This is a genomic window from Gemmatimonadota bacterium (assembly GCA_009841265.1).
GTDB lineage: Bacteria > JAAXHH01 > JAAXHH01 > JAAXHH01 > JAAXHH01 > JAAXHH01.
In genome coordinates this window covers 1-12027 of the sequence record VXMB01000001.1, presented here as the reverse complement: position 1 = coordinate 12027, position 12027 = coordinate 1, and the positions used below count along the sequence as shown (strand labels likewise).

At 62.4% G+C, this 12027-nt stretch carries 9 protein-coding genes; 6 read left to right on the top strand and 3 right to left on the bottom strand.

The features are described 5' to 3' along the window. Positions 1-18: 18 nt before the first annotated feature. Entirely contained in the window at positions 19-246 is a 228-nt protein-coding gene (locus F4X08_00045) for a hypothetical protein (protein ID MYD24188.1), read from the bottom strand. A gap of 262 nt (positions 247-508) precedes the next feature. Here F4X08_00045 and F4X08_00040 point away from each other — a divergent pair, with 262 nt between their 5' ends. The 6 genes from F4X08_00040 (at position 509) to F4X08_00015 (ending at position 9227) form a co-directional block, all read left to right on the top strand. Further along, positions 509-1798 carry a serine hydroxymethyltransferase gene (locus F4X08_00040; GenBank protein MYD24187.1) on the top strand — a complete coding sequence of 430 codons (1290 nt, stop codon included), beginning with the start codon at positions 509-511 and terminating at the stop codon, positions 1796-1798. Between the two features lie 134 nt (positions 1799-1932). Further along, a complete protein-coding gene (msrB, locus tag F4X08_00035) occupies positions 1933-2433 on the top strand; it encodes a peptide-methionine (R)-S-oxide reductase MsrB (protein ID MYD24186.1) in 501 nt (166 codons plus the stop codon). Positions 2434-2527: 94 nt separating this feature from the next. Further along, the gene (gene dgoD, locus F4X08_00030; protein ID MYD24185.1) at positions 2528-3661 is read left to right on the top strand and encodes a galactonate dehydratase; all 1134 of its coding nucleotides are present in this window, start codon (positions 2528-2530) and stop codon (positions 3659-3661) included. Between the two features lie 87 nt (positions 3662-3748). Continuing rightward, the gene (locus F4X08_00025; protein ID MYD24184.1) at positions 3749-5140 is read left to right on the top strand and encodes an N-acetylmuramoyl-L-alanine amidase; all 1392 of its coding nucleotides are present in this window, start codon (positions 3749-3751) and stop codon (positions 5138-5140) included. Between the two features lie 69 nt (positions 5141-5209). Continuing rightward, positions 5210-6571 (top strand): alanine:cation symporter family protein, encoded by a 1362-nt coding sequence (locus F4X08_00020; GenBank protein MYD24183.1) that lies wholly within the window; start codon positions 5210-5212, stop codon positions 6569-6571. Positions 6572-6587: 16 nt separating this feature from the next. Next, positions 6588-9227: a hypothetical protein gene (locus F4X08_00015; GenBank protein MYD24182.1), complete on the top strand. Its 2640-nt coding sequence runs from the start codon at positions 6588-6590 to the stop codon at positions 9225-9227. A 72-nt stretch (positions 9228-9299) separates the two neighbouring features. Here F4X08_00015 and F4X08_00010 read toward each other — a convergent pair whose 3' ends face one another. Together F4X08_00010 and F4X08_00005 are read right to left on the bottom strand one after the other, a co-directional pair. Continuing rightward, positions 9300-11750: a tetratricopeptide repeat protein gene (locus F4X08_00010; GenBank protein ID MYD24181.1), complete on the bottom strand. Its 2451-nt coding sequence runs from the start codon at positions 11748-11750 to the stop codon at positions 9300-9302. A 152-nt stretch (positions 11751-11902) separates the two neighbouring features. Continuing rightward, a partial coding sequence (locus tag F4X08_00005) for a macrolide ABC transporter ATP-binding protein (protein MYD24180.1) occupies positions 11903-12027 on the bottom strand: 125 nt, incomplete at its 5' end.

Here is a 12027-nt window from a genome sequence, read left to right as displayed (position 1 = left end):
GTCCGGTCTTCCGGACCATCAGGGTTTGAAGTAGTTCAGCAGATTGATGATCAGTCCCGTCAGCACGACGATGCTCGTCAGTCCCGTGCCGACAACCCACCTCTTCGTTGCGACGTGTTTCTGCGCATCTTCGAGGGCGGACAGGCGATTGTCGATCTTGTTCAGACGGTTGTCGACTTTGTTCAACCGTTCGACGAGAAAATCCCAACGGGTTGCCGGCACTTCCAACTGATCTTCTCCTGGCATTTCAGCTCCTTCGCGGACTGCGTCTAGTGATCGCCAAATGACATGATGTAAAGGTTATAGTGCGGAACTACCTTGGACACCTCGCAAAAAACGTTGAAATACGGACAGAAATCCATGCCTCGATGTACCACGATACCGCGTCCCGACAGCGGTGCCGCACGGGGTTGGACGCATCCCTTTTCGCTTGCGACTCACGGCCGATTTGCTTAGTATGAACCCGTGAGTCGTGGGTTTTTACGAAGGCCCGGGACGGGGAGTGAACATGCAGGACTTTTCCGCGATACAGCAACGAGACGAAGAACTATACGGCCTGCTGGTGGCCGAGCGCGAACGCCAGCGGGACGGGATCGAACTCATCCCTTCGGAGAACTACGTCTCGCCGGCCATCCTGGAAGCCATGGGGTCCGTCCTGACCAACAAGTACTCCGAAGGATACCCGGGCAAGCGGTACTACGGCGGGCAGCAGTACATCGACAAGATCGAGAACCTGGCCCGCCGGCGGGCGAAGGAACTCTTCGGCGCCGAGCACGTCAACGTGCAGTGCTACTCCGGCAGCCCGGCCAATACCGCGGTCATGTTCGGCCTGCTGGACTACGGCGACACGATCATGGGCATGAAGCTCGACCAGGGCGGCCACCTGACCCACGGGCTCCATGTCAACTACTCCGGCAAGTCCTATAACGTGGTCTCCTACGGGGTGCAACGGGAAACGGGCCGCATCGACATGGACGAGGTCCGCGACCTGGCCCTCGAGCACCGGCCGAAGCTGATCATCTCCGGGGCCACGGCCTACCCTCGGCAGTTCGACTTCGAGGCGTTCAAGGCCATCTCCGACGAGGTCGGGGCCGTGCCCATGGCCGACATCTCCCATATCTCCGGTCTCATCGTGGGGGGCGTCCATCCGAGTCCGCTGCCCTTCACGGACGTCGTCACCACGACCACCCACAAGACGCTGCGGGGTCCGCGCAGCGCGATCATCATGTGCCACAAGAAATACGCGAAGGATATCGACCGGGCCGTGTTCCCGGGGCTGCAAGGCGGCCCCCACGATCACATCACGGCGGCCAAGGCGCTGACCTTCAAGGAGGCCATGAGGCCGGAGTTCATGGACTATGCCCGCCAGATCGTGGCCAACGCGAAGGCCCTGGCCGAGGCATTGCTCGGGCACGGTTTCGATCTCGTTTCCGGCGGGACCGACAACCATCTCGTCCTGGTGGATCTGACCAACAAGGGCATCATCGGCAAGGACGCCGAAACCGCCCTCGACAAGGCCGGACTGACCGTGAACAAGAACACGGTGCCCTTCGACACGAGATCGCCCTTCAGCCCGAGCGGGATCCGCATCGGCACGCCCGCGGCCACGACGCGAGGGATGAAGGAACCCGAGATGAAGCAGATCGCCTGCTGGATCGACACGGCAATCGAAAACCACGGAAACGACGAGAAACTATCGTCGATCCATGATGAGGTCAGGGAACTCTGTGCCGGTTTCCCCGTCCCCGGGATTTCCACGGCCGGGGCGGCGCTCATGCAGGAGATTGGCACCGGTTAGCGCCTGTTGGCACCGGCTAGCGCCCTGTTGGCCGAATCCGACCGAAACTCGATTGTTGACGGGGAGGTGGCGTCATGTACCGAATGATCTTAGCCGTATCCGCGTTTGCCTTCGTAGCCGCATGCGATTCGGGCATGCCGAGACAGGACGAGGCGGTGGCCCAGGACAAGTCCGGTAAGGTTGAGAAGGTGACCATTGTCGAGGTCGCTTCCGACGGAACGAAGAAAGGAGCCGTTACGGTGGATAAAGTGGTCAGGACCAAAGACGAATGGAAAGAGCGACTCACCGACGAGCAGTACTATGTCACCCGGGAGAAGGGCACGGAACGGGCCTTTACGGGTAAATACAACAAGCACAATGAAGACGGTGTCTACAAGTGCATCGGTTGCGGCACGCCGCTCTTCTCGTCCAGGACCAAGTACGAATCCGGCACAGGCTGGCCCAGTTTCTACGAGCCGGTCGCCGAAGAGAACATCGACGAGAAGCAGGACCTCAGCTACGGCATGATCCGTACAGAGGTGTTGTGCAAGCGATGCGACTCTCACCTGGGGCACGTGTTTACCGACGGCCCGCAGCCAACGGGCCTGCGGTACTGCATGAATTCCGCTTCCCTGGACTTTGAGCCCGAGAAGTAGATCACGGTTCCAGATAAGTAGATCACGGTTAAGGAACGAGCAGCAGGCTCCCGGCCTCCGCTCTCACGGCAAGGAGCAGAAGCCTGCGATACCCATGCGCATTTCCGACGTCAAAGTCTTTCCGGTCTGGGGCGGAAGCCGAAACTATCTCATCGTCAAGGTGGAGACGGACGAGGGCATCTACGGGATCGGTGAAAGCGGCCTGACCTGGTGCGAACTGGCCGTCAAGGAGATCGTCCACGCCCTCCGCGACCGGCTCGTCGGCCAGGACCCGGTGCGCAAAGAACACCTCTGGCAGGTGATGTTCCGCGGCGGTTTCTTTCCCGGCGCCCACGCCCTTTCCGCCGCGGTCAGCGCCATCGACATCGCCCTCTGGGATATACACGGCAAAGCGCTCGGCGTGCCCGTCTACGAGTTGCTCGGCGGCCTGTGCCGGGACAAGGCGGTCTGTTATACCCACTGCGGCGGCGACGGTCCGTCCGGGGCGCTGGTCGACCAGGCGCGCAGCCGGATGGAAGACGGCTGGAAGTTCATCCGCTGGGGGTTGCCCCACGAAGGCAACGTACTGGAGCCCACCCGGGCGGTGCGTACGGGCATCGCGCTGTTCCAGGCCCTCCGGGAAGCCCTGGGCGACGACGTCGAATTGATCTGCGACGTCCATACCCGTCTCGACCCGCCCGATGCGGTCGCATTCTGCCGTGCCGCCGAACCCTACCGTCCCTTTTTCATCGAAGATCCCCTGCGTTCCGAAAACAAGTCGTCCTACCGCATGCTCCGGCAGCACGTCGCCGTACCCCTCGGTGTCGGCGAACACTTCACCAGCAAATGGGAATTCCGGGAACTGATCGAGGAAGACCTGATCAACTACGCCCGCACAGACCTCTGCCTCGTGGGCGGATTGACCGAGGCGCGCAAGGTCGCAGGCTGGTGCGAGACCCACTACATCGACCTGGCGCCGCACAATCCCCTCGGCCCCGTGTCCACGGCGGCCTGCCTGCACCTGAGTCTGGCGTCATCGAACTTCGCCGTGCAGGAACTGCCCCAGCTGCCGGGCATGCTCCCGGAGGTCTTCCCCGTCCAGGTCGAATGGAAAGAAGGCTACCTGCTGCCGCCTGCCCGACCCGGTCTTGGGGTGGAGTTCGACGAAGAGGCCGCCAAACGACATCCGTACCAACCGGCCCGGGGTCACATGCTGCAGCGCGAAGACGGATCTTTCACGAACTGGTAACGGGTTTTCCGATCGATTGGCAGGGCCGCGGCCGAAATCGCGTGGCGGTATCGCGCGCTGCCCATGTCGGAACCGTGCGGTCCGTGAATGGACGGCAGGTATAAAAAAGCGGTACTAAACAAAACATATGTTTATTATCTTGCCATCACGATGGTCCTGATCCCAAGGAAATACAGCTCCCTCGTGCTGGTCCGCACGCCGGTCTGGCTCATCTGCCTGGCCCTGCTCTGGTCCGTTTCCTTCGATCCGGAAGTCCTCGAGGCGGCCCCGGCAACCCCCTCGGCCCCGGCAACTTCGTCGGCCCTGACGGCCCTGGCAGCCCCCCCGGCTCCGGCGACTCCGAAAATCGTCGACATTCAAAATCGCCTACCCCGGTCCTTCAGGAAACGCCTCCGCAAATCCAGTCGTTTCATCGTAATACACAGCACGGAATCGGGGTTGAGAAGTGCATTGAACACTGTTTCGCGCAGGGGGTACTCCAACTACCTCGTCGCCCGCAACGGGACCATCTATCGAATCCTGGACAAGAAGTACCGTTCGCACCACGCGGGTCTGAGCATGTGGAACGGGCTGAGGGACATCAGCAGCCATTCCATCGGCATCGAACTGGTGGGATACCACAACGACCCCTTTAGCGCGTCCCAGTACGATGCCCTGAAATGGTTGATCGAAGTATTGCAGCGGGTGTACAAGATTCCCGATTACCATGTGCTGGAACACTACCGTGTCGCCTACGGCAGGCCGAACAGGTGGGTAAAACGGCTCCACCGCGGACGCAAGAAAGATCCCGGCGTGTTCAATTTCAGCCGGGCCCGGGCCGGCCTGACCTCGGAGGATCCGCGCAACAGCATACTCTATGATCCGGACGTCAGGGCGGGGCGGCTCATTCCGGATCCCGACATCGATATTGCCCGGGTTCGCCTCGTGGACCGCGGGAGGTACGACATAGAAGTCGCCCAGCTGTCCGAAAACGTCATTACCCGGCGCAACACGGCGTGGCGCATCGCCCGCGGGCACTATGACGAGGCCTCGACGGTGTACCATTTCCCCAACGGGACGGTCATGCGGGGGAACCAGATCAGGAACTGGGACCGGATCCCGGTCGGGACGAAGGTCTATCTCAACCGTGATCGCACCGAAGATGTGAAGGCGGTCACCGCCGTCGTACCCGTCATCATCCAGGGAACCACGGCCTTCGACATCGCCGGTACGGCTTACCGGCGCTCCGACACCTACTACATCTTTCCAACGGGCACGATAAAACACGGTAGGCAGGTCCGCCGATGGGACCGCATTCCGCCGGGGACGCGGGTGCTTGTCCGATACAACGCGCCGGTCGCGTTAAACAGCGCCGGCCGCCAGGCCGTACGTCGGAACGATACCGTGTTCCTGGTGCCCCGCAGCGAAGTACTGGTCGCCGCCAACGTGCCGGATACCTCCCGGCTTGCGGGCGGCACCCTGGTCTTCACCAGGAAATAGCTTCGACAGACCGCCGCGATTCATCAGACTGACGCAAATCATCACGACGCGCCTCGGAGGAGGAGACTCATGGAGCTAATGGAACGTGGTATCGTCTTCTTCGCCGATACCGCCTGGTCGTATCTGCTGTACCTCCTGATCGGCGGCGGCCTGTTTCTCCTGCTGTACTCCCGTTTCATGCCGCTCAGGCATTTCAAGCACTCTATTGAAATCATCCGCGGTAAATACGACGACCCGAACGAACCCGGCGACATCACGCATTTCCAGGCGCTGGTCAGCGCCCTCGCCGCCACCATCGGGATGGGCAACATCTCCGGTGTGGCCGTCGCCATCGCGGTCGGCGGGCCGGGCGCCATGTTCTGGATGTGGGTCAGCGCCCTCGTGGGCATCGCGACCAAGTTCTTCACCTGCTCCCTGGCCATCATGTACCGGGGCAAGGACAGCGCCGGCAAAACGCAGGGCGGGCCGATGTACGTCGTCCAGGAGGGACTGGGCCCGAGTTGGAAACCCCTGGCCTTTTTCTTCGCCGTCGTGGCGGTGATCGGGTGCCTGCCCCTGTTCCAGGTCAACCAGCTGGTGCAGATCATGCGCGACGTGATCTTCGTCCCCATGGGCGTGGTCGGCGAAGATCATTTCTGGTTCGACCTCACGGCCGGCGTGGTGCTGGTGCTGCTCGTCGGCACCGTCATATTCGGCGGTATCACCCGGATCGCCGACGTCGCCTCCCGCGTCGTCCCGGCCATGGTGATCCTGTACATGTTCTGCGCCCTGTGGATCATCGTAGCGAACTTACCGGATGTCCCGCGGTACCTCATGCTGATCGTCACCGACGCCTTCTCCGGAGAAGCCGCGGCGGGCGGTGCCGTGGGCGCGGTCATCATGACCGGCGTGCGCCGCGCCGCCTTCTCGAACGAAGCGGGCATCGGCACCGAATCCCTCGTCCACGGCGCGACGAAGACCCGGGAACCCACGCGCGAGGGCCTGGTCGCCATGTTGGAGCCCGTCATCGACACCATGATCGTGTGCACCTGCACGGCCCTCGTAATCATGATGACCGGGGTATGGCAGACGACGTCCGACAACGGCGTGACGCTGACGGCCAACGCCTTCGAATCCGCCATGCCGGGCTTCGGTTCCTACATGCTGATCGTGTGTGTGCTCTTCTTCAGCACCAGCACCATATTCACCTATTCCTATTACGGAACGAAGTGCCTCGGCTTCCTGGTCGGGGCCCGGTGGCAGTTTCTGTACAACTATTTCTACGTAGGCTGCATCATCGCCGCCTCGGTCGCTTCACTGGATACCGCCATCAGCATGATCGACGGCACGTTCGCCCTGATGGCCATCCCCACCATGCTCTCGGCCCTGCTCCTGTCGCCCAAAGTGATGGCGGCGATTCGGGACTACCGGAAACGCTTTCAACTGGGATAAGAAGGGATAAATACCCATGACGTGGCCCGTTCTACATCACTACGACCAGGATCATCTCGCGCGCATCGCCCTGCCCCTGGGCGGCATCGGCACCGGTACGGTTTCCCTGGGAGGGCGGGGCGACCTCCGGGACTGGGAGCTGATGAATCGCCCGGCCAAGGGGTTCATTCCCGGCCGGGACAACCGGTGTCCGCCTTCGTTCGTACTTTATGCGCGGCCTGACGGCGGGGCCGAAGTGACCCGCCTGCTCGAAGGCCCCCTGGAATACTTCGAATACGAAGGCGCGAGCGGGAGCCCCACGGCCAATCACGGCCTGCCCCGCTTCGCCCGGTGCACCTTCGACGCGGCCTACCCTTTCGGCCGGGTCCACCTGTCCGACGATGACGTGCCGGTCGACGTGCGGCTGGAGGCGTTCAATCCCCTCATCCCCTGCGATGCCGACCGCAGCGGACTGCCCGTGGCGGTCCTCCGGTACGTGCTGGCCAACCGGACCGACGTTCCCGTTTCGGCTGCCGTCTGCGGCTCGATCCCCAATTTCATCGGCATGGACGGCACGGACGGGGCCTGCAGCGAAAACCGGAACCGATACCGCGCGGGCGACGGGTACCGCGGGCTGTTCATGGCCTCGAAGGGCGTGGACCGGGAGGCTGCGCAGTGGGGCACGATGGCGCTGGCCACTACGGCGGAGACGGTCAGCTACCGCACCGCCTGGCGGGAGGCCGGCTGGGGCACTCCGCTCCTCGACTTCTGGGATGAATTCAGTGCCGGCGGTGTGCTTACGGACCGGGAAGCCGGCAACAACGACCGGCCCATGGCCTCCCTTTCCGCTCGCATCGACCTGGCGCTGGGCGAAACGTCCAGCGTGACCTTCGTGCTGGCCTGGCACTTCCCCAACCGCTATACCTGGACGCCCGCGACGAAGGAGGACCTGACGGTGGGCGGCGATACGGAGACCGCCGATGATGACGCCTGCTGCGACGAAGGTGAGGGTTGTTGCGAGGACAGCGGCAACAACGGCGACGGCGGAGACGAAGGTAGCGACTGCTGCGATGACGGGAGCGCCTGTTGCGACACGGGCGACCGGATCGGAAACTACTATTCGACGCGGTTCGAGGACGCCTGGGACGTGGTGGAGCAGGTCGCACCCGATCTGGACAGCCTGGAAACGGACACGCTCCGGTTCGTCGAGGCGTTCAGCGGATCGGACCTGCCGGAGGTCGTCAAGGAAGCGGCCCTGTTCAACCTGAGCACGTTGCGCAGCCAGACCTGCTTCCGCACGCCCGACGGCCGCTTTTACGGCTGGGAAGGATGCCACGACGCGGCGGGGTGCTGCCTGGGTTCCTGCACCCACGTCTGGAACTACGAGCAGTCCACGGCCTTCCTCTTCGGCGATCTGGCGCAGACCATGCGCGAAGTGGAGTTCGCCCACGCCACCGACGAAAACGGGCTGATGAGCTTCCGCGTCTGGCTGCCCCTGGCGCGAGCCCGCAGTTTCAATCGCGCGGCGGCGGACGGCCAGATGGGTTGCGTCATGAAGATGTACCGCGATTGGCAACTTTCTGGCGACGCCGAGCGGCTTAGAGCGCTGTGGCCCGATGTGATGAAGTCGCTGGCCTTCTGCTGGATTCCCGGCGGATGGGACGCCGACCGCGACGGCGTCATGGAAGGCTGCCAGCACAATACCATGGACGTGGAATACTTCGGACCCAATCCCCAGATGGAGTTCTGGTACCTGGGCGCATTGCGCGCCGCGGAAGAGATGGCCCGCTACCTGGAAGACGACGACTTCGCCGGGAAATGCCGAGATCTGTACGAGCGCGGAAGCGCATGGACCGACGCCCATCTCTTCAACGGCGACTACTACGAACACGAGATCCGGACGCCGCGGAGCGCGCAGGATATCGCGGAAGGACTCACCGTCGGCATGGGGCCGAAGGACCTGTCGAACCCGGACTACCAGCTCGGTCCGGGCTGCCTGGTGGACCAGCTCGTCGGCCAGTACATGGCCCACGTCTGCGGCCTGGGATACCTGGCGGACGCCGGCAAGGTATGCAAGTCGCATGAAAGCATCCTGGCGTACAACAGGCTGGAGGGCTTCCAGCGCCACACCAACGTCATGCGGTCCTACGTCCTCGGCGACGAGTCGGCGCTGCTCATGGCGTCCTACCCGAAGGACCGTCCCGACAACCCCTTCTCCTACTTCACCGAGGTCATGACCGGTTTCGAGTACACCGCGGCCATCGGCATGATCTACGAGGGCATGGTCGATGAGGGCCTGGCCTGCATCCAGGACATCCGCAACCGGTACGACGGACGGCGGCGCAATCCCTTCGACGAGGCCGAATGCGGACATCACTACGCCCGGGCCATGGCCGCCTGGGCCGCCCACCTCGCCCTGACCGGCTTTCATTACTCGGCGGTTACGAAGACCATGGCCCTGACCGACCGGCCGGGCCGGTATTTCTGGTCGACCGGATATGCGTGGGGGACGTGCGTGGTGTCGCGTAACGGTGCTGGACTGCAGGCCGAAATGAGCGTCCTCCACGGAGCACTCAGGCTGTCGCGGCTGCGATTGGGGGATTCGGGCGAGGCGGCGTTCGATCCGGTGCTTGAAATGGCGGCGGGTGAAGAGCAGACCGTCCTGGTCCAGGGTTAGCGGCCGCCACGCTAACGAATTAGCGACCGGGCCGCCACCCTTTTCGGCCGCCACATTTCTGCGAAGCCCGGCCTACGGCTCCACCACCATGAAGTTGACGGATTTGGAGACGGAATCGTCTCCGTAGCGGTCCGTCAGCGTCACAGTGAGCACGTATTCTCCGGCTTCGAGGTCCGTGGTGTCCAGGGCTGTGTACTCCGCATCTTCCTCCACATGCCCCGCTCCTTCGAAGAACGACATGACCGTCTGCATGTCTCCTGGAGGTCTCGCCCTCCTGTTTCGAAGGGCGGGCATGCCCTTCGGCGTGATCTCGTATAGCGTCTCGTAGGAAGTCCGTCCGCCTTCGTCCATCTTCAGGTTGTACACCTCGTAGTACACGTACACCAGGTGTCCTCGGGGGTACAGCCGGCCCGGATTGGGCACGACGTTCAGACCCCTGCGCACGAAGGGGCCCGAACTCGCCGCGGGCGTGATGGCAGTGGACAGCTTGAGATCGCTGATGAGCAGGCCGCCGCCGCTGTAATCCGAGAAAGACACGGACTTCTTGTAAACCCCGATTCGCCTCGTGGCTTCGTCCCGCATTTCCACGGCGGCTGTGAACATGCCCGAAGGGGCGGTCAGTTCCGCGACCAGTGTAAAGGCCGCTCCCTGGAGTTCCCGGTTGCCCGCCTGCCTTTCGGGCCGGTCTATGGGTCCGAACCTGTACGCGCGGGAGAGGACCGGCGTCTGTACCGTATCTCGCACGGTGACCTGGTTGTTCAGCCAGGTCCGGTCGCCCTTTTCGTCGGTGATGTTGCCGAACTGCCAGACCGGAATGCTGTAGGAGAGTACCACCTCGGTCGATCCGCTGTCGCCCCGGAAGGACACTGCATCGAAGGCATACTCGAGGAGTTCACCGCCGAAGTCATGCGCGTAGACCTCGGGACGGCGGTCGATCAGTTCGGCTGTGCGTTGACGGGGGTGGAATCGATCCTGCCGGACCATATCACTTGTGAAATTACTGACGGTCTTGAGCGGATAGTCGAAATTCCCATCCTTCAACATGTCCACGAAGAACAGCTCCAGGTCGTGCTGTACGTAGACCCAGCTTTCCACCACGTATCCCGGCTGGGTCTCCATCTCGCTTCGCGCGTTGAGCCAGGCCGCTTCCACCCGGTTCACCGTCCTTTGCATCATGGGCAATGGCGACTCGCTGTCATGAAGCTGCAGCCTGTAGCCGGTCAGGAGGTTCTTTTCGCGAATTGCGTCTACGGCCGGGTTTCCGGTAAGCATGTGGGGGATGTCCGGATCTTCATAGTGGCGAAACACGAAGCGCCGCCGGTCGTCGGGCGCTCCGTAACGGATGTAGATCTCGCCGCGGCGGTCGTAGGGTTGCTGTCCCTCGGAGAAATGAACCCTGGCGTACATGACGCGACGGTAGTGCTCGACCAGGCGCTCGTTCTCTGTCGTAGCCGGATTCGCGTCCCGCTCGTTCCAGAAGGCACGCCACAGGGATTCGCGTTCCGGTCCGGTCGCCGATTTCCAGGCCTGCAGTTCCTCCTGCGGCGCGACATGGCGCAGATCCCTGTAGACCGCCCGTTCATCCGCGTCCAGCAGGGCGACATAGTCTTCCAGGGCCTCCTGCAGTTGCCCGTAATTTCCTTTGGATCCAAGGGACAGCACCTCGAATTGCGCCAGCATGGTACGGACCCTGGCCGGCGCGTCCTCACCCAGTTGCCATACCAGCCCTCTGAGTTGCACAACCCCGAAATCGTAACGTTCGGAACGATGATTCACGTCGGCGAAACGCAGCAGCGATTCGTCGTGATCCGGATTGACGCGGTATTGGTACATATACGCCGCGATCGCTTTCTCGTGTTCCGGCTCCGGCGGGCTGTCGTAGCAGCGGCCGAGTTGGAAGTAGGCGTCCGGATGCGAGGGGTTCAGCTCTACGGTTTTCTGGAAATACCGTCTCCCGTCTTTATCGCTGCCGATCAACCTGCTCGTCCGGACCTGGTCCATGTAGGTCATGCCCAGGTAGTAGTGAATATCCGCGTTATCGGGTTCGGCCTCGATCGCGTTCCGCAGGGCCTTACGGGCGTCGAGCCGCCGGTTGGGAGAGCGCATGTACACCATGGCCATGCCGACGTGGCCGGGCGCCCAGTGCCTGTCCAACTGTGTGGCCCGCCTGAACGCCTTCAACGCTTCATCATCGTTTCCGAGGGCCAACCAGGCCATACCGAGCCAGGAACGCGCCGGCGCTGATCTTCCCTCGTCGCGCACCGCCTGCCGGAAGAGGGGCAGGGCTTCGTCGAATCGACCCTGCTGGTAAAAGGATTTGCCGGTTTCCAGGGGGGATTCCAGGGGGGAAGGACTTTCAACAGATTCCGGTTGGCCGGCAGCGGGCTGTGATGCCACTTCCAGCGTCATCGCGCACGCGGCAATTGTCAGCAGGAAGTGTCGAGCAATCAATTTCGTACCTCCTTCAGAATGGGTACGAGAGCGCCGTCTGTAATTTAAGTTAACGCAGGACGGACCGAACATCAATAGGGTGATACCCTACTTTACTCAAGTAGGGCATCCTGAAGTCAACAACGATGCCGGGGAGACGAATTGAATATCCAGGAGAGTAGGACGCTGCCGGGGGATGCTGAAAAGGCGCTCGATTCATTTCGGGCGCCTTTTCTATTTGGGGCCTACGCCGCGGCTTCCTGCACGATACGCCCGTCGAAGAGACGGATGATCCGGTGGGCGTGGTCGGCCAGCGTCTGGTCGTGGGTCACCATGATGATGGTCGTGCCCGCTTCGTTGAGGCCGCTTA

Excerpts from the sequence above, each read along its gene's own strand:
- F4X08_00045 (MYD24188.1), bottom strand. The coding sequence starts at position 246 with ATGCCAGGAGAAGATCAGTTGGAAGTGCCGGCAACCCGTTGGGATTTT.
- F4X08_00040 (MYD24187.1), top strand. The coding sequence starts at position 509 with ATGCAGGACTTTTCCGCGATACAGCAACGAGACGAAGAACTATACGGC.
- msrB (MYD24186.1), top strand. The coding sequence starts at position 1,933 with ATGCCGAGACAGGACGAGGCGGTGGCCCAGGACAAGTCCGGTAAGGTT.
- dgoD (MYD24185.1), top strand. The coding sequence starts at position 2,528 with ATGCGCATTTCCGACGTCAAAGTCTTTCCGGTCTGGGGCGGAAGCCGA.
- F4X08_00025 (MYD24184.1), top strand. The coding sequence starts at position 3,749 with ATGGACGGCAGGTATAAAAAAGCGGTACTAAACAAAACATATGTTTAT.
- F4X08_00020 (MYD24183.1), top strand. The coding sequence starts at position 5,210 with ATGGAGCTAATGGAACGTGGTATCGTCTTCTTCGCCGATACCGCCTGG.
- F4X08_00015 (MYD24182.1), top strand. The coding sequence starts at position 6,588 with ATGACGTGGCCCGTTCTACATCACTACGACCAGGATCATCTCGCGCGC.
- F4X08_00010 (MYD24181.1), bottom strand. The coding sequence starts at position 11,750 with ATGTTCGGTCCGTCCTGCGTTAACTTAAATTACAGACGGCGCTCTCGT.